Genomic DNA, 24842 nt, shown 5'->3' with positions numbered 1-24842 from the left:
TCAGCATCGCGCAGAAAAAAAGCGTCGCCTGGGCGGCGCTTTGTTTTTTGCGGCGCAGATCCCGTTTCATCGTACTGAAAGATCATGGACAAGCGGTGTCCAAGGTTCCACACTGGAGCACCTCCGATCTCATCAGACAGTTATTCAGAGTGAACTCATGAAGCAACTGACCATTCTTGGCTCGACCGGCTCGGTAGGGACCAGCACCCTGGCCGTGGTCAGGGCTAATCTCGACCGTTTTGCGATCAAAGCGCTGGTGGCCGGCCGCAACGTTGCGGTCATGGCGCAGCAATGCATGGAATTTCGGCCCGCGTTTGCCGCGATGGCGGATGAAAGCGCCGCGCGCGAGCTGCGCGCTATCCTGGCGGAAAACGGCGTCGCTACCGAAGTGTTGGCCGGGGAACAAGCGGCCTGTGAATTGGCCGCCTTGGATGACGTCGATCAAGTGACGGCGGCCATCGTCGGCGCCGCGGGGCTGTTGCCGACGCTGGCGGCGATCCGCGCGGGCAAGCAGGTGCTGCTGGCCAACAAAGAGTCGCTGGTCACCTGCGGGCGTCTGTTTATGGACGCAGTGCGGCAAAGCCAGGCGCAACTGCTGCCGCTCGACAGCGAGCACAACGCGATTTTTCAGAGTTTGCCTGAGAACATTCAGCGTCAGTTGGGATACTCTTCACTGGACAGTCATGGTGTTTCGCGCATCGTGCTTACCGGTTCCGGCGGCCCGTTCCGCACCACGCCGTTGGAACAGTTCGCCGCGATGACGCCGGATCAAGCCTGCGCCCATCCGAACTGGTCGATGGGCCGCAAGATCTCGGTGGATTCCGCCACCATGATGAACAAAGGTCTGGAATACATTGAGGCCCGCTGGCTGTTTAACGCCTCGGCCGAGCAAATGGAAGTGATCCTGCACCCGCAGTCGGTGATTCACTCAATGGTGCGCTATGCCGACGGCAGCGTGCTGGCGCAGTTGGGGACGCCGGATATGCGCACGCCAATCGCTCACGCGATGGCGTATCCGCAGCGTGTGAATTCCGGTGTGGAAGCGCTGGACTTCTGCCGTATCGGTTCGCTGACCTTCGCCGAACCGGAGCGTGAGCGTTATCCTTGCCTGTATTTGGCGATCGAAGCGTTCGATGCCGGCCAGGCGGCCACCACCGCGCTGAACGCGGCCAACGAAATCGCCGTGGCGGCATTTTTGCAGCAGCAGATTCGCTTTACCGATATCGCGGCGGTCAATCGCCAGGTGGTGGAACGTCTCGCGCTGCAGGAACCGACGAGCATCGAAGCGGTCTTAGACATTGACCGTCAGGCGCGCGCCGCCGCTGAGGAGCAGGTTCGCGCGTTGTGCGGCCGATCACGGTGATTATCCGATTTTGCTCGTAATTCGCGTGCGCCGCAGCGGGGCCGTTTGTTCATGCCCCGCTGAGGTGGTATAGTCTGCGCCACCTGTCAGCGGTTATACCGTTGAATTATGGCCCGATTGGCGCCTTGTGCGTCAATGGCGGCCCGGCTGCGCCGGGTATCGCAAGGGCAGGCTGAAAGCCGTGTCGGGCACACGGCTTTTTTTGCGCGTAAGGGCCTGATGTTCCGGAAAGGCAGTTATATTTCTATTGAGGAAATAAGTACGAGTTATGTCGTCCGCAAACCAACAAGAGGCTAATCCATCTTCCCCGGGGCCGCGCCATGTCGCCATTATCATGGACGGTAACGGACGCTGGGCCAAACGTCAGGGCAAGTTACGTGTCTTCGGTCATAAAGCAGGGGTGAAATCGGTTCGCCGCGCGGTCAGCTTTGCCGCCAGCCACCATTTAGATGCGCTCACGCTTTATGCCTTCAGCAGCGAAAACTGGAACCGTCCGGTGCAGGAAGTCTCTGCCCTGATGGAGCTTTTTGTCCGCGCTTTGGATAGTGAAGTAAAAAGCCTGCATAAACATAACGTCAGGCTGCGAGTGATCGGCGATATCAGCCGATTCAGCGCGCGTTTGCAGGAGCGGATCCGCCGCTCTGAAGCTCTGACGGAAAATAACGATGGCCTGACGCTCAATATCGCTGCCAACTACGGCGGCCGTTGGGATATCATTCAGGGAGTAAGGGAACTGGCCGAACAGGTACGGGTAGGCGAGTTGCACCCGGATCAGATCAGCGAGGAATTATTGAACGAGCGGGTTTGCATGAGCGACCTGGCGCCGGTGGATCTGGTTATCCGCACCGGTGGCGAGCATCGCATCAGTAATTTCCTGCTGTGGCAAATCGCCTATGCTGAACTTTACTTTACTGATGTGCTCTGGCCTGATTTCGATGAACTTGTCTTTGAAGGTGCGCTGAATGCATTTGCACAACGTGAGCGCCGCTTCGGGGGAACAACACCTAACGGCGCCGATGCGTCCTAGGGAGAACTTTTGCTGAAGTATCGCCTCATAACTGCTCTGATTTTAATCCCGATCGTTATCGCGGCGCTGTTCCTGTTGCCGCCGTTGGCCTTTGCTCTGGTAACGCTCGTCGTGTGCATGTTAGCAGCCTGGGAGTGGGGCCAACTGGCCGGTTTTACCTCCCGTTCGCAGCGCATCTGGTTGGCGATACTGTGCGGTTTTCTGCTGGCGCTGATGATGCTCAGCGTTCCCGCGTACCATCAATCCGTGCCGCAGGTGAGCGGCTCGCTGTGGCTGTCGCTGGTCTGGTGGCTGGCGGCGCTGCTGCTGGTGCTGTTCTACCCCGGCTCGGCCGCTATCTGGCGCAACTCGCGCCCGCTGCGCCTGCTGTTCGGCCTGCTGACCATCGTGCCGTTCTTCTGGGGCATGCTGGCGCTGCGCCAGTACGGCTACGAGCAAAACCCGTTTACCGGCGCCTGGTGGCTGCTGTACGTGATGCTGCTGGTGTGGGGCGCGGATTCCGGCGCCTACATGTTCGGCAAGCTGTTCGGCAAGCATAAGCTGGCGCCGAAGGTCTCACCGGGCAAAACGTGGGAAGGTTTGATCGGCGGGCTGCTGACATCGGCGGTGATCTCGTGGCTGTTCGGCCGCTATGCGCCGCTGAACGTGGTGCCGACCACGCTGCTGGCCTGTTCGGTGATCGCCGCGCTGGCTTCGGTGCTGGGCGATTTGACCGAAAGCATGTTCAAACGCGAAGCGGGCATCAAGGACAGCGGGCATTTGATTCCCGGTCATGGCGGCATACTGGATCGTATCGACAGCCTGACCGCGGCGGTGCCGGTGTTTGCCTGCCTGATGCTGTTGGTGTTTTAATCTGTCGATGACGGAAAGTGAGGGATGATGGTCAGCGTGCTTTGGAACCTGGTGGCGTTTCTGATTGCGCTCGGTATCTTGATTACCGTGCATGAGTTCGGACACTTTTGGGTTGCCCGTCGTTGCGGCGTGCGCGTTGAACGCTTCTCCATCGGCTTCGGCCGGGCGCTGTGGCGCCGAACCGATCGCCAGGGCACCGAGTACGTTATCGCTCTGATCCCGCTCGGCGGCTACGTGAAGATGCTGGACGAGCGCGTGGAGTCGGTGGCGCCGGAGATGCGCCACCAGGCCTTCAACAATAAAACCGTCTGGCAGCGCGCGGCCATCATCAGCGCCGGCCCCATCGCCAACTTCCTGTTTGCTATCCTTGCCTACTGGCTGGTGTTCATCATCGGCGTGCCGAGTTTCCGTCCGGTGATCGGCGAAATCGCGCCGCAATCGATCGCCGCCAAGGCTGAAATTTCGTCTGGCATGGAACTAAAGTCGGTTGACGGCATCGAAACGCCTGATTGGGAGTCAGTTCGTCTGGCGCTGGTGGCGAAGATTGGCGATGCGCAAACCGAAGTCGGCGTAGCGCCGTTCGGCTCTTCGCAGGTGGTGACCAAAACCCTGGACTTGCGCCAGTGGAACTTTGAACCGGACAAGCAGGATCCCGTTGTCGCGCTGGGGATTATGCCGCGCGGCCCGCAGATCGAATCCGTGTTGGCGGAAGTGCAGCCGAACTCGGCGGCGCAAAAGGCGGGTTTACAAGCGGGGGACAGGATCGTTAAAGTCGATGGTCAGCCGTTGGGTCGTTGGCAGACGCTGGTGAAGCGTATCCACGATGGCCCGGGGCAACCGCTGGCTTTGGAGATTGAAAGAAACGGCGCCCCCTTGTCTTTGACGCTGATACCGGATACAAAGCCGGTGGGAAAAGACAAATCGGTGGGGTTTGCAGGCATCATTCCAAAGGTGCTGCCGCTGCCGGAAGAGTATAAGACGATTCGCCAGTATGGACCGTTCCCGGCGCTGTATCAGGCCGGCGACAAGACCTGGCAGCTGATGCGGCTGACGGTCAACATGCTGGGCAAATTAATAACCGGTGATGTAAAGCTGAACAACCTGAGTGGCCCGATCTCGATTGCACAGGGAGCTGGGGCGTCAGCCGGAGTCGGATTCGTGTATTATCTGATGTTCCTGGCGTTGATTAGCGTCAACCTGGGGATCATCAACCTGTTCCCATTACCGGTGTTAGATGGTGGGCATCTCCTCTTCCTGGCGATAGAAAAGCTGAAGGGTGGGCCGGTTTCCGAGCGAGTACAGGACTACAGCTACCGCATAGGTTCGATCGTGTTGGTGTTGTTGATGGGTCTTGCACTTTTCAATGATTTTTCCCGCCTTTAGGGGCGGGGATAGGTTAGGAAGAACGCATAACAACGATGGCGATGAAAAAGTTGCTCATAGCGTCGCTGCTGTTTGGCAGCGCCACCGTATACGGTGCAGACGGGTTCGTAGTGAAAGACATTCATTTCGAAGGCCTGCAGCGAGTTGCCGTCGGTGCGGCGTTACTCAACATGCCGGTTCGCGTCGGCGATACCGTCACTGACGATGACATCAGTAATACCATTCGTGCCTTGTTTGCCACCGGCAACTTCGAGGACGTGCGCGTACTGCGCGATGGTAATACCTTGATCGTGCAGGTGAAGGAACGTCCTACCATCGCCAGCATCACTTTCTCCGGCAACAAGTCGGTGAAGGATGACATGCTCAAGCAAAACCTGGAAGCCTCCGGCGTCCGGGTGGGCGAGGCGCTCGACCGCACCACGATTTCCAGCATTGAAAAAGGGCTGGAAGACTTCTACTACAGCGTCGGTAAATACAGCGCCTCGGTGAAAGCCGTGGTCACGCCGTTGCCGCGCAACCGTGTCGACCTGAAGCTGGTGTTCACGGAAGGGGTCTCCGCCAAGATTCAACAAATCAACATCGTCGGCAACCACGCCTTCACCAACGATGAACTGATCTCGCGCTTCCAACTGCGTGACGAAGTACCGTGGTGGAACCTGGTCGGCGATCGCAAATACCAGAAGCAAAAACTGGCGGGCGATCTCGAAACCCTGCGCAGCTTCTATCTGGATCGCGGCTATGCCCGCTTTAACATCGATTCTACCCAGGTGAGCCTGACGCCGGATAAAAAAGGCATCTACATCACCATCAACATCACCGAAGGCGATCAGTACAAGCTTTCTGATGTTGTCGTGAACGGCAACCTGGCCGGCCACTCGGCGGAAGTCGCTCAGATCACCAAAATCGAGCCGGGCGAGCTGTATAACGGCAGCAAAGTGACCAAAATGGAAGACAACATCAAAACGATGTTGGGCCGTTATGGTTACGCCTACCCGCGCGTCGGCACCCAGCCGGAGATCAATGATGCGGATAAAACCGTCAAGCTGCACGTCAACGTTGACGCGGGCAACCGTTTCTACGTGCGCCGCATCAAGTTCGAAGGCAACGACACCAGCAAGGATTCCGTACTGCGTCGCGAAATGCGCCAGATGGAAGGCGCCTGGCTCGGCAACGAGCAGGTCGAGCAGGGCAAGGAGCGTCTGAACCGCCTGGGCTACTTCGAAACGGTCGACGTGGAAACCCAGCGCGTGCCGGGCACTGCCGATCAGGTCGACGTGACCTACAAGGTGAAAGAACGCAATACCGGTACCTTTAACTTCGGCGTCGGTTACGGCACCGAGAGCGGCGTCAGCTTCCAGGCCGGCGTGCAGCAGGATAACTGGTTGGGTACCGGCTACTCGGTCGGCATCAGCGGCACCAAGAACGATTACCAGACGTATACCGAATTCTCGGTCACCAACCCGTACTTCACCGTTGACGGTGTGAGCCTGGGCGGCCGCGTCTTCTACAACGACTTTAAAGCGGATAACGCGGACCTGTCCGACTACACCAACAAGAGTTACGGTGTTGACGGCACGCTGGGCTTCCCGATCAACGAAAACAACTCGTTGCGCACCGGCCTGGGCTATGTCCACAACGGCCTGTCGAACATGCAGCCGCAGATCGCCATGTGGCGTTACCTCGACTCGATGGGCGTGGATGCGAACAAGACCGACCGCGCCAGCTACTCGACGGACGACTTTACCCTGAACCTGGGCTGGACCTACAACAACCTGGACCGCGGCTACTTCCCGACTTCGGGTAACCGCACCACGTTGAACGGCAAGGTCACCATTCCGGGCTCGGACAACGAATACTACAAGGTGACGCTGGACAGCGTACAGTACGTGCCGATCAACGACGACCGCACCTGGGTGCTGTTGGGTCGCGGCCGTCTGGGTTACGCGGATGGGCTGGGCGGCAAGGAAATGCCGTTCTACGAGAACTTCTACGCCGGTGGTTCGAGCACCGTGCGTGGCTTCCAGTCCAACACCATTGGTCCGAAGGCGGTGTACTACAACTCCAATTCGTACCAGTGCCAGTTCAACGCCGGCAGCACCACCGATCGTCAGAGCATCTGTGGCTCGGATGACGCGGTGGGCGGTAACGCCATGGCGGTCGCCAGCCTGGAGCTGATCACCCCAACGCCGTTCATCAGCGACAAATACGCCAACTCTGTGCGCACGTCGCTGTTCATCGATGCGGGTACCGTGTGGGATACCAAGTGGAAGAATACCAACGAGACGCTGATGTACGGCGTGCCGGACTACAGCAAGGCCAGCAATATTCGTTCTTCCGCCGGTATCGCGCTGCAGTGGATGTCGCCATTGGGGCCATTGGTGTTCTCTTACGCCAACCCGATCAAGAAATACGAAGGCGACAAGTCCGAACAGTTCCAGTTTAACATCGGTAAGACCTGGTAACGGGTCTCGCCTCTGGGCATAACAGTTATTAAGAATCGCAATGGCCAGGCGCCCGCCGGCAGAGGGAGATGATTCTCATTGTTTGGTGGGATAAGTCTGGCAAATTGTGTACTTCAGTGTCATATGACACAAATGGGTGATGGTAAGGAGTTTATAGTGAAAAAGTGGTTGTGTGCCGCAGGCCTCGGTTTAGCAATGGCTGCTTCAGCTGGCGTTCAGGCAGCAGATAAGATCGCTGTCGTTAACGTCTCCAGCATTTTCCAACAGCTGCCGGCCCGCGAAGCGGTCGCTAAACAGCTGGAAAACGAGTTTAAAGGCCGTGCAAGCGAACTCCAGAACATGGAACGTAGCCTGCAGACCAAAATGCAACGTCTGCAGCGTGACGGCGCTACCATGAAAGCCAGCGACCGCAGCAAGTTGGAAAAAGACGTGATGGCGCAGCGCGAGCAGTTCTCTCAGAAAGCCCAGGCTTTCGAGCAGGACAACCGTCGTCGCCAGATGGAAGAGCGTAACAAGATCCTGAGCCGCATTCAGGACGCGGTGAAATCTGTCGCGAGCAAAGGCGGTTATGACGTGGTGATCGACGCCAACGCTGTTGCCTATGCAGACTCTTCCAAAGATATCACTGCTGACGTGCTGAAACAGGTTAAATAACACATGCTTTCAATTCGACTGGCTGATTTAGCGCAGCAGTTGGATGCACAATTGCACGGTGATGGCGATCTCGTCATCACCGGCATTGCTTCTATGCATTCGGCACAGCCTGGCCAAATCACGTTTTTGTCAAACAGCCGCTATCAAGAGCAGCTGTCTTCCTGCCAGGCAAGCGCCGTGGTGCTTACCGAAGCGGATTTACCACACTGCCGTGCTGCGGCGCTGGTGGTTAAGAACCCTTACCTGACCTATGCGCGCATGGCGCAACTGATGGACACCACGCCGTCGCCGGCTCAGGATATCGCGCCAAGCGCGGTGATCTCGCCTGAAGCGCAGCTGGGGCAGAACGTCGCCATTGGGGCGAACGCGGTGATCGAGTCGGGTGCGGTGCTTGGCGATAACGTGGTTATCGGCCCGGGCTGCTTCATCGGCAAACACGCACGCATCGGCGCGGGAACGCGTCTGTGGGCGAACGTAACGATTTATCATGCGGTCGAAATCGGCCAGCGCTGCCTGATTCAGTCGGGCACCGTGATCGGCGCAGACGGTTTCGGCTATGCGAATGAGCGCGGCGAGTGGATCAAGATCCCTCAGTTGGGCACGGTGATTATCGGCGATCGCGTCGAAATCGGCGCTTGCACCACCATTGACCGCGGCGCTTTGGATAACACCCAAATCGGGAATGGTGTTATCATCGACAACCAATGCCAGATTGCACATAACGTCGTGATTGGCGACAATACCGCCGTCGCCGGCGGTGTGATCATGGCCGGCAGCCTGAAAATCGGCCGCTACTGCCAGATTGGCGGCGCCAGCGTGATCAACGGTCACATGGAAATTGCCGACAAGGTTGTTGTTACCGGAATGGGAATGGTTATGCGACCAATCACCGAACCTGGGGTATACTCTTCGGGCATTCCGTTGCAGCCTAACAAGGTTTGGCGTAAAACCGCTGCGTTGGTAATGAATATCGATGAGATCAGCAAACGCTTGAAAGCTGTCGAACGTAAAGTCGGAAAAGACTAATCATTGCCGCCCGCTCTCGCGGGTACAAAACGAAACGCGTTGGTCGTGAGACCAAAAGCGCAAAGAGATGTTAATTTGCGGCCTGCATGATGATCTCCTTTTGGGGTCAGCGCAGGCCGTGTTGTTGATGCCATCAGTTTTTAGAGACAGGAAGAGTATTTTGACTACTGACACTCATACTCTGGATATTGCAGAAATTTTGGATCTGCTTCCTCACCGTTACCCGTTCTTGCTGGTCGACCGCGTCCTCGAGTTTGAAGAGCACAAATATCTGCGTGCGGTGAAGAACGTATCGGTGAATGAACCGTTTTTCCAGGGCCACTTCCCTGGCAAACCGATTTTCCCAGGCGTATTGATCCTGGAAGCCATGGCGCAGGCCACCGGCATCCTGGCGTTTAAAAGCGTCGGCAAACTGGAACCGGGCGAGCTGTATTACTTCGCCGGTATCGATGAAGCTCGCTTCAAGCGCCCTGTGGTGCCAGGCGATCAGATGGTCATGGAAGTCACCTTCGAGAAAACTCGCCGCGGTCTGACTCGCTTCAAAGGCGTGGCGACCGTTGACGGTAAAATTGTCTGCGAAGCAACCATGATGTGTGCCCGCAGCCGGGAGGCTTAATCCGTGATTGACCAAACCGCCTTTATCCATCCTAGCGCGATAGTCGAAGAAGGCGCCGTGATTGGCGCCGGCGTGCATATCGGCCCTTTCTGCTACGTCGGCTCCCAGGTGGAAATCGGCGCCGGCACGGTGCTGAAATCCCACGTGGTGGTAAACGGCATTACCAAGATTGGCCGCGATAACCAGATTTATCAGTTCGCCTCTATCGGCGAAGTGAATCAGGATCTGAAATACGCGGGCGAGCCGACGCGTGTGGAAGTGGGCGATCGCAATCGCATCCGCGAAAGCGTCACCATCCACCGCGGCACCGCGCAGGGCACCGGCCTGACCAAAGTGGGCAACGATAACCTGCTGATGGTCAACGTGCACGTCGCCCACGACTGCGTAGTTGGCAACGCTTGCGTGCTGGCCAACAACGCCACGCTGGCGGGGCATGTGGAAATCGACGATCACGCCATCATCGGCGGCATGACGGCGATCCATCAGTTCTGCATTATCGGCGCGCATGTGATGGTAGGCGGTTGTTCCGGTGTCGCTCAGGATGTGCCTCCTTTCGTCATCGCTCAGGGCAACCACGCTACGCCGTTCGGCGTCAACGCGGTCGGCCTCAAGCGCCGCGGTTTTGACAAGGATGAAATGCAGGCGATCCGCAACGCCTACAAAATCCTGTATCGCAGCGAAAAAACGCTGGATGAAGCGAAAGCGGAAATCGAAGCCCTGGCCAAAGAGCAGCCGGTGGTGCAGCAGTACCTCGATTTCTTCACCCGTTCTACCCGTGGCATCATTCGCTGAGTTATGTCGAATCGTCCATTGACTATCGGATTGGTCGCCGGAGAAACCTCCGGTGACATTCTCGGCGCCGGTTTGATCCGTGCGCTCAAGGCGCAGATCCCCGACGCGCGTTTCGTTGGCGTCGCCGGCCCGCTGATGCAGGCCGAAGGGTGCGAGGCCTGGTACGAAATGGAAGAGCTGGCGGTAATGGGCGTGGTGGAAGTGCTCGAGCGCTTGCCACGCCTGTTGAAGATCCGCAAGGATCTCACCTGCCGCTTCGGTGAGCTGCGGCCGGACGTGTTTGTCGGCATCGACGCGCCGGACTTCAACATCACGCTGGAAGGCCGCCTCAAGCAGCGCGGCATTCGCACCATCCACTATGTCAGCCCTTCCGTGTGGGCCTGGCGACAAAAGCGCGTTTTCAAAATAGGCAAAGCCACCGATTTGGTGCTGGCCTTTCTCCCTTTCGAAAAAGCGTTTTACGATCGTTTCAACGTCCCCTGCCGGTTTATCGGTCACACCATGGCGGACGCCATGCCGCTGCAGCCCGATCGGTTGGCGGCGCGCGCTCAGCTTGGCATCGCTCCGCAGGCGCGCTGTTTGGCCTTGTTGCCGGGCAGCCGCGGCGCCGAAGTCGAGATGCTGAGCGCCGACTTCCTCAAAACCGCGCAGTTGCTGCGCACGCGTTATCCCGAGCTGGAAGTGGTGGTGCCGCTGGTCAACGCCAAACGGCGTGAGCAGTTTGAGCGCATCAAGGCCGAAGTGGCGCCGGATCTGACCGTACACCTGCTGAATGGGCAGGGGCGTGAAGCGATGATCGCCAGCGACGCGGCGCTGCTGGCATCCGGCACGGCGGCGCTGGAATGCATGCTGGCCAAGTGCCCGATGGTCGTGGGCTATCGCATGAAGCCGTTCACTTTCTGGTTGGCGCAGAAGCTGGTGAAAACGCCTTATGTCTCGCTGCCGAATCTGCTGGCGGGGCGGGAGATCGTCACCGAACTGCTGCAGCATGACTGCGTCCCGGACAAACTGGCCGCCGCCGTGATGCCGCTGCTGGAAGAGAGCCCGGAAACCGACGCGCTGAAACAGACTTTCCTTACCTTGCACCAAAGCATCCGTTGCGGTGCGGACGAACAGGCCGCTCAGGCTGTGTTGGAGCTGGCGAAAGCATGATTGAACCCTTTATCTATCCCGCTGCCACGCTGATTGCCGGTGTGGACGAAGTGGGCCGCGGCCCGTTGGTCGGCGCGGTGGTCACCGCCGCCGTGATCCTCGATCCGGCGCGGCCGATCGTCGGGCTGGCGGACTCCAAAAAGCTCAGTGAAAAACGCCGGCTGGCGCTGTATGACGAAATCGTCGCCAAAGCGCTCTCCTGGAGCCTGGGGCGCGCCGAACCGGCGGAAATCGACCAGCTGAACATTTTGCACGCCACCATGTTGGCGATGCAGCGCGCGGTGGCCGGGTTGCATATCGCGCCGGACATGGTTTTAATCGACGGTAACCGTTGCCCGAGCTTGCCGATGCGTTCGCAGGCGGTGGTGAAGGGCGACAGCCGCGTGGCGGAAATCAGCGCGGCATCCATTCTGGCGAAGGTCACGCGCGATCGCGAAATGGCCGAGCTGGACAGCGAGTTCCCGGACTACGGTTTCGCGCAGCATAAAGGCTACCCGACCGCCTTCCACCTGGAGCGGCTGGCCGCGCTGGGCGCCACCGAGCATCATCGCCGCAGCTTCGCGCCGGTGAAAAGGGCGCTCGCGCTGTAGCCTGCGAGCCTGACCGGCTCGACGATAGCATTAACCCGGGCTCAGCACGCTGAGCCCCTTCAATCAGGTATCTGGAGATGGCCGAACCTCGTTTTATTCACCTGCGCGTCCACAGTGACTACTCCATGATTGATGGATTGGCCAAGACGGCGCCGCTGGTGAAAAGAGCCGCCGCGTTAGCCATGCCTGCTCTGGCAATCACCGATTTCACCAACCTGTGCGGGCTGGTGAAGTTCTACGGCAGCGCGCACGGCGCCGGGATCAAACCGATCATCGGCGCGGATTTCCATGTGCAAAGCGAAGTCTTGGGCGACGAACTCGCTCAACTGACGGTGCTGGCCAGCAACAACGAAGGCTACCAGAACTTAACGCTGCTGATTTCCCGCGCCTATCAGCGCGGCTACGGCGCCGCCGGCCCGATCATCGATCGCGACTGGCTGATTGAACATCGCGAAGGGCTGATCCTGCTCTCCGGCGCGCGTCAGGGCGACGTCGGCAAGTTCCTGCTGCGCGGCAACCAGGCGCAGGTGGATCAGTGTCTGGATTTCTACCAGCAATATTTCCCGGACTGCTACTACCTGGAGTTGATCCGCACCGGCCGCCCGGATGAAGAGAACTATCTGCATGCGGCGGTGGCGCTGGCCACCGAGCGCGGTTTGCCTGTGGTGGCCACCAACGACGTGCGTTTCCTGGTGGAAGATGACTTCGACGCCCATGAGATCCGCGTCGCCATCCACGACGGCTTTACGCTGGACGATCCCAAGCGGCCGCGCAACTACAGCCCGCAACAATACATGCGCAGCGAAGACGAGATGTGCGAGCTGTTCGCCGACATCCCGGAAGCGCTGCTGAACAGCGTCGAAATCGCCAAACGCTGTAACGTCACCATTCGCCTCGGCGAGTACTTCCTGCCGCAGTTCCCGACCGGCGATATGAGCACCGAGGACTTCCTGGTACTCAAATCGAAAGAGGGGCTGGAAGAGCGCCTCGAGTTCCTGTTCCCCGATCCTGAAGTGCGCGCGCAGCGCCGCCCGGAATACGACGAGCGTCTGGACGTCGAGCTGAAAGTGATCAACCAGATGGGGTTCCCCGGCTACTTCCTGATCGTGATGGAATTTATCCAGTGGTCGAAGGACAACAACGTGCCGGTGGGCCCAGGGCGTGGCTCCGGCGCCGGTTCGCTGGTGGCCTATGCGTTGAAAATCACCGACCTCGATCCGCTGGAATTCGACCTGCTGTTCGAACGCTTCCTGAACCCGGAACGTGTCTCGATGCCCGACTTCGACGTCGACTTCTGCATGGAGAAACGTGACCAGGTAATCGAGCACGTGGCGGAGATGTACGGCCGCGAAGCGGTATCGCAGATCATCACCTTCGGCACCATGGCGGCGAAAGCGGTTATCCGCGACGTAGGCCGCGTGTTGGGGCACCCGTACGGGTTCGTCGATCGCATCTCCAAACTGGTGCCGCCGGATCCGGGCATGACGCTGGAGAAAGCCTTCGCCGCCGAACCGCAGCTGCCGGAGATTTACGAGGCCGACGAAGAGGTCAAAGCGCTGATCGACATGGCGCGCAAGCTGGAAGGGGTGACGCGCAACGCCGGTAAACACGCCGGTGGCGTGGTGATCGCGCCGACCAAGATCACCGACTTCGCGCCGCTGTACTGCGATGCCGAAGGGAACCACCCGGTGACCCAGTTCGACAAGAACGACGTGGAATACGCCGGGCTGGTGAAGTTCGACTTCCTCGGTCTGCGCACCCTGACCATCATCGACTGGGCGCTGGAGATGATCAACGCCCGGCGCGCCAAGACCGGGCTGGAACCGATCGACATCGCCGCCATCCCGCTCGACGACAAGAAAAGCTTCGACATGCTGCAGCGTTCGGAAACCACGGCGGTGTTCCAGCTTGAATCGCGCGGCATGAAAGATTTGATCAAACGTCTGAAGCCCGACTGCTTCGAAGACATGATCGCACTGGTGGCGCTGTTCCGTCCGGGGCCGCTGCAGTCGGGCATGGTGGATAACTTCATCGACCGCAAACACGGCCGCGAAGAGATCTCCTACCCGGACATTCAGTGGCAGCATGAGTCGCTCAAGCCGGTGCTGGAGCCGACCTACGGCATCATCCTGTATCAGGAACAGGTGATGCAGATTGCCCAGGTGCTGGCCGGCTATACGCTGGGCGGCGCGGACATGCTGCGCCGTGCGATGGGTAAAAAGAACCCGGTCGAAATGGCCAAGCAGCGCGGCGGCTTTGAAGACGGCGCCAAAGCGCGCGGCATCGACGGCGAACTGTCGGTGAAAATCTTCGACCTGGTGGAGAAATTCGCCGGTTATGGCTTCAACAAATCGCACTCCGCCGCCTACGCGCTGGTGTCGTACCAGACGCTGTGGCTGAAGGCGCACTATCCGGCCGAGTTTATGGCGGCGGTGATGACCGCCGATATGGACAACACCGACAAAGTGGTGGGGCTGGTGGACGAATGCTGGCGCATGGGGCTGAAGATCCTGCCGCCGGACATCAACAGCGGCCTGTATCACTTCCACGTCAACGACGACGGCGAGATCGTTTACGGCATCGGCGCCATCAAGGGCGTGGGGGAAGGGCCGATCGAAGCCATTATCGAAGCGCGCAACAGCGGCGAGCAAGGTTATTTCAAAGACCTGTTCGATCTCTGCGCGCGCTCCGACATCAAGAAACTGAACCGCCGCATTCTGGAAAAACTGATCATGTCCGGGGCGTTCGATCGCCTTGGGCCACATCGCGCCGCGCTGATGAATTCGCTCGGCGACGCGTTGAAAGCGGCGGATCAGCATGCGAAAGCCGAAGCTATCGGCCAGGTGGACATGTTTGGCGTGCTGGCGGAAGCGCCGGAGCAGGTGGAGCAATCCTACGCCAACATCGCGCCCTGGCCGGAGCAGGTGGTGTTGGACGGTGAACGGGAAACGCTGGGGCTGTACCTGACCGGCCACCCGATCACCCAATACCTCAAGGAGATCGAACGTTACGCCGGTGGCCAGCGTTTGAAAGACATGCACCCGACGGATCGGGGCAAAATGACTACCGCCGTCGGGTTGGTGGTCGCCGCGCGGGTGATGGTGACCAAGCGCGGCAACCGCATCGGCATCTGTACGCTGGATGACCGTTCGGGCCGTCTGGAAGTGATGCTATTCACCGAAGCGTTAGAAAAATACCAGCATTTGTTGGAAAAAGACCGTATCCTTATCGCCAGTGGACAGGTCAGCTTTGATGACTTTAGCGGCGGGCTTAAAATGATGGCCCGCGAGGTAATGGACATCAGTGAAGCCCGGGAAAAATACGCTCGCGGGCTTGCTATCTCGCTGACTGACAGGCAAATTGATGACCAGCTTTTGAACCGTCTCCGTCAGTCGTTGGAACCCCATCGCTCGGGGACGATTCCAGTGCATCTCTACTATCAACGGGAAGATGCGCGAGCCAAGCTGCGTTTTGGCGCAACCTGGCGCGTGACGCCCACCGACCGCTTGTTGATAGACTTGCGGACGTTGGTAGGCAATGAGCAGGTGGACTTGGAATTTGACTAAAATAGGAATGCTATGAGTCTGAATTTTCTTGATTTTGAACAGCCGATTGCAGAGCTGGAAGCGAAAATTGACTCGCTGACTGCAGTCAGCCGTCAAGACGAAAAATTAGATATTAATCTGGACGAAGAGGTTCAGCGCCTGCGTGAAAAGAGCGTTGAGCTGACGCGCAAGATTTTTGCCGATCTTGGGGCCTGGCAGATTGCCCAATTGGCACGCCACCCGCGCCGTCCTTATACCCTGGATTATATCAAACACATCTTTACCGACTTCGAAGAGTTGGCGGGCGATCGCGCTTACGCCGACGACAAAGCGATCGTCGGGGGGATTGCGCGCCTGGATGGCCGCCCGGTGATGATCATCGGGCACCAGAAAGGCCGTGAGACCAAAGAGAAGATCCGCCGTAACTTCGGCATGCCGGCGCCGGAAGGCTACCGCAAGGCGCTGCGCCTGATGGAAATGGCCGCCCGCTTCAAAATGCCGATCATCACCTTTATCGATACCCCGGGCGCTTATCCGGGCGTGGGCGCGGAAGAACGCGGCCAGTCGGAAGCCATCGCGCGCAACCTGCGTGAGATGTCGCGCCTGAACGTACCGGTCATCTGCACCGTCATCGGTGAAGGCGGCTCAGGCGGCGCGCTGGCGATCGGCGTGGGCGACAAGGTGAACATGCTGCAGTACAGCACCTACTCGGTGATTTCGCCGGAAGGCTGCGCCTCCATCCTGTGGAAGAGCGCCGACAAGGCGCCGCTGGCCGCGGAAGCGATGGGCATCACCGCGCCGCGTCTGAAAGAGCTGAAGCTGATCGACTCGGTGATCCCGGAGCCGCTGGGTTCCGCGCACCGCGACGTGCCGGCGATGGCCGCCGCGCTGAAAGCGCAGCTGCTGGCCGATCTGAAAGATCTGGATGGCCTGAACGACGAAGAGTTGCTCAACCGCCGTTACCAGCGTCTGATGAACTACGGCTACTGCTGAGTTGCGATCTTCACGGTAATAAACCGCCTTCGGGCGGTTTTTTTTGGCTACACACCGCCGGATTTTCGTGGTGTTATAGAGACTTGGCCGTTAACTGACAGGAGCTGCCGATGAATATCATCGCCATCATGGGCCCGACGGGCGTCTACTACAAAGATGAGCCGATCCGCGAGCTCCACGCGGCGCTGGGCGCGATGGGATTCCAGCTGGTATACCCCAAAAACAGCGGTGACCTGCTGAAGCTGATCGAAGCCAATGCCCGCATCTGCGGCGTGATCTTCGACTGGGACGATTACAGCCTGGAGCTGTGCAGCGAGATCAACGAGCTGAACGAATACCTGCCGCTGTACGCCTTTATCAATACTCACTCCACCTTCGACGTCAGCCTGCATGAAATGCGCATGGTGCTCTATTTCTTCGAGTATGGTCTGAATGCGGCGGACGATATCGCGCAGCGCATCCAGCAATACACGGCGGAATACATCGACACCATTACGCCGCCGCTGACCAAGGCGCTGTTCAACTACGTGCGCGAAGGAAAGTACACCTTTTGTACGCCGGGCCACATGGCCGGCACCGCGTTCCAGAAAAGCCCGGTGGGCTGCCTGTTCTATGACTTCTTCGGCGCCAATACCCTGAAGGCCGACATCTCGATTTCGGTCACCGAGCTCGGGTCGCTGCTGGATCACACCGGCCCGCATCTGGAGGCCGAAGAGTACATCGCGCGCACCTTCAATGCCGAGCAGAGCTATCTGGTCACCAACGGCACCTCCACCGCCAACAAAATTGTCGGCATGTATTCAGCGCCGGCGGGCAGCACGGTGCTGATCGACCGCAACTGCCACAAATCGCTGTGCCACCTGCTGATGATGAGCGATATCGTGCCGATCTATCTGCGCCCGCTGCGCAACGCCTACGGCATCCTCGGCGGCATTCCGCAGCGCGAGTTTACCCGCGCCAGCATCGCCGCCCGGGTGCAGGAGACCCCGAACGCCACCTGGCCGGTGCATGCGGTGATCACCAATTCCACCTATGACGGCCTGCTGTACAACACCGACTACATCAAGCAGACGCTGGAGGTGCCGTCGATCCACTTCGACTCCGCCTGGGTGCCTTACACCAACTTCCATCCGATTTACGACGGCAAGAGCGGCATGAGCGGCGATCGGGTGCCCGGCAAGGTTTTCTACGAAACCCAATCCACCCACAAGCTGCTGGCGGCCTTCTCGCAGGCCTCGATGATTCATATCAAGGGCGACTACGACGAGAGCACCTTCAACGAAGCCTACATGATGCACACCACCACTTCGCCGCACTACGGCATCGTGGCGTCGATGGAGACCGCCGCCGCCATGCTGCGCGGCAATCCGGGGCGCCGCTTGATCAACCGTTCGGTGGAGCGCGCGCTGCATTTTCGCCGTGAAGTGCAGCGGCTGCGCGAGGAAAGCGACAGCTGGTTCTTCGATATCTGGCAGCCGGAAGAGATCGATGAAGCGCAGTGCTGGCCGCTGGATCCGGACGATAACTGGCACGGTTTCGGCCAGACCGATCGCGATCATATGTATCTCGATCCGATCAAGGTGACGATCCTGACGCCGGGCATGAATGAACTGGGGGCGCTGGAGGAAGAGGGGATCCCGGCGGCGCTGGTGGCGAAGTACCTCGACGAGCGCGGCATCGTGGTGGAGAAGACCGGGCCGTACAACCTGCTGTTCCTGTTCAGCATCGGCATCGATAAAACCAAGGCGATGAGCCTGCTGCGCGGCCTGACCGACTTCAAGCGCGCCTACGATCTCAACCTGCGGGTGAAGAACATGCTGCCGGATCTGTACGCCGAGGATCCGGATTTCTATCGCCATATGCGCATTCAGGATCTGGCCGCCGGTATTCATCGCCTGATCTGCCAACACGATCTGCCGCGCCTGATGCAGCGGGCGTTTGACGTGCTGCCGGAAATGAAGCTGACGCCGCACCAGATGTTCCAGGAGCAGGTGCGCGGCAATGTGGAAACCTGCGAGCTGGATCAGTTGGTGGGCAAAGTGGCGGCCAATATGATACTGCCTTATCCGCCGGGCGTGCCGCTGGTGATGCCGGGGGAAATGATCACCGAAGAGAGCCGGGCGGTGCTCGATTTCCTGCTGATGCTGTGCTCGATCGGCGAACGCTATCCCGGTTTTGAAACCGATATCCACGGCGCCAAGCTGACGGAAGACGGACGCTATCTGGTGAAGGTGCTGAAAGCCCCGCAGCCGTAAGGCCATAATGCGCCCGGCGGTTTGGAAAGATGCGCCGGGCTTCCTCATTGACGGCCTCATCGCCGCCGGATACCGTGCACCATCAGAATGAACAGGAGAGGGTTTCTATGCTGGCATTACGTCAGGTGCATCACATCGCGATCATTGGCGCGGACTACGCCGCCAGTAAGCATTTCTATTGCGACATTCTCGGCTTTACCCTGCTGAGTGAAGTTTACCGCGAGGAGCGTGACTCCTGGAAAGCGGATCTGGCGCTCAACGGGCAATACACCCTCGAGCTGTTTTCTTTCCCTTCGCCGCCGGCCCGCGTCAGCCGCCCGGAGGCTTGCGGCCTGCGCCATCTGGCGTTCAGCGTTGACGATATCGAGCAGGCTATCGCCCATCTGCAGGCGGCCGGCGTCGCCTGCGAACCGGTACGCGTCGATCCTTATACTCAATCTCGTTTTACCTTTTTCAGCGATCCCGATGGTTTACCGTTAGAATTATACGAGAGTTAACGGCTTAATCGCCTCCCGGCGGCCACAGCCGGGGGCGATTATGCTATGATCGCGCCCTTGCCCCACATGCCTACAGAGTTATTTCCGCCATGCAAGAGCCTGCTTTTCGCGTCGGGGAGTGGCTGGTTACCCCTGCCGACAACACCATCAGCCGTAACGGCCGCCAGAAAACGCTGGAACCGCGCCTGATCGACATGCTGTGCTATTTCGCCCGGCACCCCGATGTGGTGTTGAGCCGCGACGAGCTGATCGATAGCGTTTGGAAGCGCAATATCGTCACTAATCACGTGGTGACCCAATGCATTTCAGAACTGCGCAAATACCTGAAAGACGGCGACAGCGACAGTCCGGAATACATTATCACCGTGCCTAAGCGCGGGTATAAGTTGGCGGCTTCGGTGATCTGGTGTGAAGACGGGGAGTCGCAGCCCGCCCCTGCGCCGGCGCCGCAGATTGCGGTGATCATGCATGAGCCGGAAGACGGCAGCGATGATGAAGACGATACGCCGTACGTGCCGCCGAGCCGGACCCGAACGCCGGTTGCCGCGCCCGGCGAAAAGCAGCCGCGCTTCTATCGCCGCTCGACGTTCTGGGTGTGGCTGGCGTTTCTGGCGGCGCTCAGCGTCTGCGTGGCGTTTGTCGGCATCGCCACGCTGTCGCAGCGCGTGCCGGTATCGACCATGCCGGTGCTGCTCAATCCGCGCGATATCGATATCCGCATCCAGGGCGGCGAGAGCTGCAGCAACTGGATGCCGCAGCTCTCCTATGTGGTGGGCGTCAGCGAGCTGATCACCGATTCGCTCAACACCTACTCGACCTTCCTGGTGCACGACCAAACCAATTACAACTATTCCGGCCCCAGCAACTCGGGCAAGTCGCTGTATATCGAGTTCGTCAATCAGCGCCACTACCGCGCCCAGCAGTGTTTTCTGTCCGTGCGGCTGGTGGATAACGCCGACAGCTCAATCATGTTGGACAAGCGTTACTTCATTACCGCCGATAACCAGCTGAAGATCCAAAGCGACTTCCTCTCCAGCCTGTCCGCCGCGCTGAAACAGCCCTGGCCGCCGCAGCTGGAACAGCGTCTGGCGCAGCTGCTGCCGGACAACGGGCCGCTGCTGCAGCGCTTCTACCAGGCGCATCAATTGTTGATCCATGGCGACGCCGATTCGTTGACTCGCGCCAGCGCGCAGTTGAGCGAGCTGATTAAAAGCGCGCCGAATTTCCACTACCTGCTGGCGGAAAAAGCGCTGGTGGATGTGCTGCGCAACTCTTATCAACCGTTCGACAGCCAGGGGCTGGCGCAATTGCGCGCCGATATCAGCCATCTGGCGACGATCCCCGAATTGAAAAATACGCCGATCGTGCAGCAAGTTCTGGCGGTTGATGCGCTGGCGCAGGGACGTATTGACGATGCGCACCGGGCGATCGAGCTGGGGATTGAGTTGCAAATGTCGTGGCTGAATTATGTGCTGCTGGGCAAAGTGTATGAAATGCAGGGGCAGAATCATTTGGCGGCGGATTCTTATATTACCGCGTTCAACCTGCGCCCCGGTGAAGATACCTTGCATTGGATCACCAATGGCGTATTCCAGACGTCATTGACCAACGTGGTGCCTTATTTAAATAACTATCAGCGCCAATAATTCACCAGAACCACGCCGCCATTATTCTCAGGGAATTCCGGCGGCGTTATTTATTGGTGAAGACATGTTGCGCCATTGTGTTATTTTGCTGCGCAATATCGTTCCTTTTCTGCCGTTTGTTATTCGTGATTAACCTGGTTATTATCCTGTTTTTTAACGATGTTTATCTTTTCTTTAGCTTACCTTTTTATCTTGATGTGTTAATCAAAAACCTCAGATTATCATTTGTATGATCATGAGCGTAATCTCACTTTATCTTTAGGACTTTATTTCTGCCGATGGTTAGCATCCTGACTATCAAGCCGGCTCATTAAAATCTTTTATTTATGGGTGTGGCTTATAAGAAACGTAAATCAGGAGAAACTGACCATGGCTTCACCCAAGAAAATAGGGCTTATTGCCTGCACCGGCGTAGTCGCCGGTAATATGATGGGGAGCGGGATTGCCTTATTGCCCGCCAACCTGGCGAGTCTCGGATCCATCGCCATTTGGGGATGGGTGATCTCGATTATCGGGGCGATGTCGCTGGCCTACGTGTACGCCCGCCTCGCGACCAAAAACCCGCAGCAGGGCGGCCCTATCGCCTACGCCGGTGAAATTTCCCCGGCGTTCGGCTTCCAGACCGGCGTGCTTTATTACCATGCCAACTGGATCGGCAACCTGGCCATCGGCATTACCGCCGTTTCTTATCTCTCCACCTTCTTCCCGGCGTTGAACAACCCGGTGCCTGCCGGCATCGCCTGTATCGCCATCGTGTGGATCTTCACCTTCGTCAACATGCTGGGCGGGACCTGGGTCAGCCGCTTGACCACCCTGGGCCTGGTGCTGGTGCTGATCCCGGTGATCGTAACCGCCACCCTCGGCTGGCACTGGTTTGACGCCGCCACCTACCAGACTAACTGGAATACCTCCGGCACCACCGACAGCCATGCGGTCATCAAAAGTATTCTGCTGTGCCTGTGGGCGTTCATCGGCGTGGAATCCGCGGCGGTCAGCACCGGCATGGTGAAAAACCCGAAACGCACCGTGCCGCTGGCGACCATGCTCGGCACCGGCCTGGCGGGCATCATCTACATCGCCGCCACCCAAGTGATCAGCGGCATGTTCCCGGCGTCTGAAATGGCCGCCAGCGGCGCGCCGTTCGCCATCAGCGCCTCGGCGATTATGGGCAACTGGGCGGCACCGATGGTTTCCGCGTTCACCGCCTTTGCCTGCCTGACCTCGCTCGGGTCATGGATGATGCTGGTCGGCCAGGCCGGGGTGCGCGCCGCCAACGACGGCAACTTCCCGAAAGTGTACGGCGAGCTGGATAAAAACGGCATTCCGAAAAAAGGCCTGCTGCTCGCGAGCTGCAAAATGACCGCGCTGATGGTGCTGATCACCCTGATGAGCTCCGCCGGCGGCAAGGCTTCCGATCTGTTCGGCGAGCTGACCGGCATCGCGGTGCTGCTGACCATGCTGCCTTACTTCTACTCCTGCGTAGACCTGATTCGCTTCGAAGGGGTCAACGTGCGCAACCTGCTGAGCCTGATCGCTTCGGTGTGCGGCTGCGGCTTCTGCTTCATCGCGCTGATGGGCGCCAACTCTTTCGAACTGTCCGGCACCTTTATCATCAGCCTGATTATCCTGATGTTCTACGCCCGGAAAATGAATACCCGCCAGGCTGCCAATGCAGCGGCGGTCGATGAAAACACCACGGCCAAAGCGCACTGATTCGCGTCCGCTGACCGACTGAATTTACCCAGCCCCTTTCTTTCCGACCTGTCAGCCGCGACGGGAAGGGGCTTGCTTTGCCAGGAGAAATGCATATGAACGTTATCGCCATCATGAATCACATGGGTGTCTACTTCAAAGAAGAGCCTATCCGTGAACTGCATCAGGCGCTGGAAAGTCTGGATTTCCGCATCGTTTACCCTAACGATCGCGAAGACCTGCTGAAACTGATCGAGAACAACGCCCGTCTGTGCGGGGTGATCTTCGACTGGGACAAATACAATCTGGAGCTGTGCGAAGAGATCAGCCAGCTGAACGAATACATGCCGCTGTACGCATTCGCCAACACCTATTCCACGTTGGACGTCAGCCTGAACGATCTGCGCATGCAGGTGCGCTTCTTCGAGTATGCGCTCGGCGCGGCAACCGACATCGCCGCCAAGATCAAACAGAACACCGACGAGTATATCGACACCATCCTGCCGCCGTTGACCAAGGCGCTGTTCAAATACGTGCGCGAAGGCAAATACACCTTCTGTACGCCGGGCCACATGGGCGGCACCGCGTTCCAGAAAAGCCCTGTGGGCAGCCTGTTCTACGATTTCTTCGGCCCGAACACCATGAAGTCGGATATCTCGATTTCGGTGTCCGAGCTTGGGTCGCTGCTGGATCACTCCGGCCCGCACAAAGAGGCGGAAGAGTACATTTCCCGCGTGTTCAACGCCGAGCGCAGCTACATGGTGACCAACGGCACCTCCACCGCCAACAAGATCGTCGGCATGTATTCGGCGCCGGCGGGCAGCACGGTGCTGATTGACCGTAACTGCCACAAGTCGCTGACTCACCTGATGATGATGAGCGACATCACGCCGATCTACTTCCGCCCGACCCGCAATGCCTACGGCATCCTCGGCGGCATTCCGCAGAGCGAGTTCCAGCGCGCCACCATCGCCAAACGCGTGAAGGAGACCCCGAACGCCACCTGGCCGGTGCATGCGGTGATCACCAACTCCACCTATGACGGCCTGCTGTACAACACCGACTTTATCAAGAACACTCTGGACGTGAAGTCGATCCATTTCGACTCCGCCTGGGTGCCTTACACCAACTTCCATCCGATCTATAAAGGCAAGTGCGGCATGAGCGGCGGCCGCGTGGAGGGCAAGGTGATCTATGAAACCCAGTCCACCCACAAACTGCTGGCGGCCTTCTCGCAGGCTTCGATGATTCATGTGAAGGGCGATATCAACGAAGAAACCTTCAACGAAGCCTACATGATGCACACCACCACTTCGCCGCACTACGGCATCGTGGCGTCGACCGAAACCGCCGCGGCGATGATGAAAGGCAACGCCGGCAAGCGCCTGATCAACGGCTCTATCGAGCGCGCGATCAAGTTCCGCAAAGAGATCAAACGCCTGAAAGTCGAGTCCGACGGCTGGTTCTTCGACGTCTGGCAGCCGGAGCATATCGATGAGCCGGAATGCTGGCCGCTGCGCTCCGACAGCGCCTGGCACGGTTTCAAGAACATCGACAACGAACACATGTATCTGGACCCGATCAAGGTCACTATCCTGACCCCGGGGATGAGCAAGGAAGGCGAGATGCAGCCGTTCGGCATCCCGGCCAGCATCGTGGCGAAATACCTCGACGAACGCGGCATCATCGTCGAGAAAACCGGGCCTTACAACCTGCTGTTCCTGTTCAGCATCGGCATCGATAAAACCAAGGCGCTCAGCCTGCTGCGCGCGATGACTGACTTCAAACGCTCGTTCGACCTGAACCTGCGGGTGAAAAACATGCTGCCTTCGCTGTATCAGGAAGCGCCTGATTTCTATGAAAACATGCGCATTCAGGATCTGGCGCAGAACATTCACCGCCTGGTGGAGCAACACAACTTGCCAGACCTGATGTACCGCGCGTTCGAAGTGCTGCCAACCATGGTGATGAATCCGTACCAGGCGTTCCAGAAAGAGCTGCATGGCGAAGTGGAAGAGGTCTATCTGGAAGAGATGGTCGGTAAGGTCAACGCCAACATGATCCTCCCATACCCGCCGGGCGTGCCGCTGGTGATGCCGGGCGAGATGCTGACCGAAGAGAGCCGGCCGGTGCTGGAATTCCTGCAGATGCTGTGCGAAATCGGCGCGCATTATCCGGGCTTTGAAACCGACATTCACGGCGCCTATCGTCAGGCGGACGGACGTTATCGGGTGAAAGTGCTGAAGGCGAAATAACCGCAGCCAATAAGAGGGGAGGCGCTCGCGCTTCCCCTTTGT

The 24842-nt window shown here is 58.6% G+C and carries 18 protein-coding genes; all 18 read left to right on the top strand.

The genetic code is table 11. The features are described 5' to 3' along the window. Positions 1-157: 157 nt before the first annotated feature. Positions 158-1363, top strand: a complete 1206-nt coding sequence (ispC, locus tag ACORQT_RS19630) for a 1-deoxy-D-xylulose-5-phosphate reductoisomerase (protein WP_164057764.1) — start codon at positions 158-160, stop codon at positions 1361-1363. A gap of 268 nt (positions 1364-1631) precedes the next feature. Further along, positions 1632-2390, top strand: a complete 759-nt coding sequence (gene ispU / locus ACORQT_RS19625) for a (2E,6E)-farnesyl-diphosphate-specific ditrans,polycis-undecaprenyl-diphosphate synthase (protein WP_033644874.1) — start codon at positions 1632-1634, stop codon at positions 2388-2390. Between the two features lie 9 nt (positions 2391-2399). Beyond that, positions 2400-3242, top strand: coding sequence for a phosphatidate cytidylyltransferase (cdsA, locus tag ACORQT_RS19620; RefSeq protein WP_164057765.1), 843 nt, complete (start codon positions 2400-2402; stop codon positions 3240-3242). A gap of 27 nt (positions 3243-3269) precedes the next feature. Beyond that, complete coding sequence (gene rseP, locus ACORQT_RS19615) at positions 3270-4625, top strand: sigma E protease regulator RseP (protein WP_025304033.1); 1356 nt, start codon at positions 3270-3272, stop codon at positions 4623-4625. A gap of 35 nt (positions 4626-4660) precedes the next feature. Continuing rightward, positions 4661-7087, top strand: coding sequence for an outer membrane protein assembly factor BamA (gene bamA / locus ACORQT_RS19610; protein ID WP_072627074.1), 2427 nt, complete (start codon positions 4661-4663; stop codon positions 7085-7087). Positions 7088-7243: 156 nt separating this feature from the next. Then, entirely contained in the window at positions 7244-7741 is a 498-nt protein-coding gene (gene skp / locus ACORQT_RS19605) for a molecular chaperone Skp (protein ID WP_004931958.1), read from the top strand. A 3-nt stretch (positions 7742-7744) separates the two neighbouring features. Continuing rightward, complete coding sequence (lpxD, locus tag ACORQT_RS19600) at positions 7745-8767, top strand: UDP-3-O-(3-hydroxymyristoyl)glucosamine N-acyltransferase (protein WP_025304030.1); 1023 nt, start codon at positions 7745-7747, stop codon at positions 8765-8767. 160 nt (positions 8768-8927) lie between these two features. After that, positions 8928-9383: a 3-hydroxyacyl-ACP dehydratase FabZ gene (gene fabZ / locus ACORQT_RS19595; protein WP_004931962.1), complete on the top strand. Its 456-nt coding sequence runs from the start codon at positions 8928-8930 to the stop codon at positions 9381-9383. A gap of 3 nt (positions 9384-9386) precedes the next feature. Further along, positions 9387-10175, top strand: a complete 789-nt coding sequence (lpxA, locus tag ACORQT_RS19590; protein ID WP_033644878.1) for an acyl-ACP--UDP-N-acetylglucosamine O-acyltransferase — start codon at positions 9387-9389, stop codon at positions 10173-10175. A 3-nt stretch (positions 10176-10178) separates the two neighbouring features. Beyond that, the gene (gene lpxB / locus ACORQT_RS19585) at positions 10179-11327 is read left to right on the top strand and encodes a lipid-A-disaccharide synthase (RefSeq protein WP_042785263.1); all 1149 of its coding nucleotides are present in this window, start codon (positions 10179-10181) and stop codon (positions 11325-11327) included. Further along, the gene (rnhB, locus tag ACORQT_RS19580; protein WP_033644879.1) at positions 11324-11917 is read left to right on the top strand and encodes a ribonuclease HII; all 594 of its coding nucleotides are present in this window, start codon (positions 11324-11326) and stop codon (positions 11915-11917) included. The genes lpxB and rnhB overlap by 4 nt, the downstream gene beginning before the upstream one ends. 77 nt (positions 11918-11994) lie before the next feature. Continuing rightward, positions 11995-15483 carry a DNA polymerase III subunit alpha gene (gene dnaE / locus ACORQT_RS19575; RefSeq protein WP_033652500.1) on the top strand — a complete coding sequence of 1163 codons (3489 nt, stop codon included), beginning with the start codon at positions 11995-11997 and terminating at the stop codon, positions 15481-15483. Positions 15484-15495: 12 nt separating this feature from the next. Continuing rightward, on the top strand, positions 15496-16455 hold the full coding sequence (gene accA, locus ACORQT_RS19570; protein ID WP_004931972.1) for an acetyl-CoA carboxylase carboxyl transferase subunit alpha: 960 nt from the start codon (positions 15496-15498) through the stop codon (positions 16453-16455). A 110-nt stretch (positions 16456-16565) separates the two neighbouring features. Further along, positions 16566-18710, top strand: a complete 2145-nt coding sequence (locus ACORQT_RS19565; protein ID WP_042785262.1) for a lysine decarboxylase LdcC — start codon at positions 16566-16568, stop codon at positions 18708-18710. Between the two features lie 107 nt (positions 18711-18817). Beyond that, positions 18818-19207, top strand: coding sequence for a VOC family protein (locus ACORQT_RS19560; RefSeq protein ID WP_042785261.1), 390 nt, complete (start codon positions 18818-18820; stop codon positions 19205-19207). 89 nt (positions 19208-19296) lie between these two features. Beyond that, positions 19297-20853 (top strand): lysine decarboxylation/transport transcriptional activator CadC, encoded by a 1557-nt coding sequence (gene cadC, locus ACORQT_RS19555; protein WP_089192189.1) that lies wholly within the window; start codon positions 19297-19299, stop codon positions 20851-20853. Positions 20854-21222: 369 nt separating this feature from the next. Continuing rightward, entirely contained in the window at positions 21223-22566 is a 1344-nt protein-coding gene (gene cadB, locus ACORQT_RS19550; RefSeq protein WP_089192188.1) for a cadaverine/lysine antiporter, read from the top strand. Positions 22567-22661: 95 nt separating this feature from the next. Then, the gene (gene cadA / locus ACORQT_RS19545) at positions 22662-24800 is read left to right on the top strand and encodes a lysine decarboxylase CadA (protein ID WP_033635725.1); all 2139 of its coding nucleotides are present in this window, start codon (positions 22662-22664) and stop codon (positions 24798-24800) included. The last annotated feature ends 42 nt before the right edge of the window (positions 24801-24842 follow it).

Source organism: Serratia sp. (in: enterobacteria), from assembly GCF_052400455.1.
Lineage (GTDB): Bacteria > Pseudomonadota > Gammaproteobacteria > Enterobacterales > Enterobacteriaceae > Serratia > Serratia ureilytica.
This window is presented reverse-complemented; position numbering and strand designations above follow the sequence as displayed.

Coding starts and splice junctions, on each gene's coding strand:
- ispC (WP_164057764.1), top strand. CDS start 158: ATGAAGCAACTGACCATTCTTGGCTCGACCGGCTCGGTAGGGACCAGC.
- ispU (WP_033644874.1), top strand. CDS start 1,632: ATGTCGTCCGCAAACCAACAAGAGGCTAATCCATCTTCCCCGGGGCCG.
- rseP (WP_025304033.1), top strand. CDS start 3,270: ATGGTCAGCGTGCTTTGGAACCTGGTGGCGTTTCTGATTGCGCTCGGT.
- bamA (WP_072627074.1), top strand. CDS start 4,661: ATGGCGATGAAAAAGTTGCTCATAGCGTCGCTGCTGTTTGGCAGCGCC.
- lpxD (WP_025304030.1), top strand. CDS start 7,745: ATGCTTTCAATTCGACTGGCTGATTTAGCGCAGCAGTTGGATGCACAA.
- lpxB (WP_042785263.1), top strand. CDS start 10,179: ATGTCGAATCGTCCATTGACTATCGGATTGGTCGCCGGAGAAACCTCC.
- rnhB (WP_033644879.1), top strand. CDS start 11,324: ATGATTGAACCCTTTATCTATCCCGCTGCCACGCTGATTGCCGGTGTG.
- dnaE (WP_033652500.1), top strand. CDS start 11,995: ATGGCCGAACCTCGTTTTATTCACCTGCGCGTCCACAGTGACTACTCC.
- accA (WP_004931972.1), top strand. CDS start 15,496: ATGAGTCTGAATTTTCTTGATTTTGAACAGCCGATTGCAGAGCTGGAA.
- ACORQT_RS19565 (WP_042785262.1), top strand. CDS start 16,566: ATGAATATCATCGCCATCATGGGCCCGACGGGCGTCTACTACAAAGAT.
- ACORQT_RS19560 (WP_042785261.1), top strand. CDS start 18,818: ATGCTGGCATTACGTCAGGTGCATCACATCGCGATCATTGGCGCGGAC.
- cadC (WP_089192189.1), top strand. CDS start 19,297: ATGCAAGAGCCTGCTTTTCGCGTCGGGGAGTGGCTGGTTACCCCTGCC.
- cadB (WP_089192188.1), top strand. CDS start 21,223: ATGGCTTCACCCAAGAAAATAGGGCTTATTGCCTGCACCGGCGTAGTC.
- cadA (WP_033635725.1), top strand. CDS start 22,662: ATGAACGTTATCGCCATCATGAATCACATGGGTGTCTACTTCAAAGAA.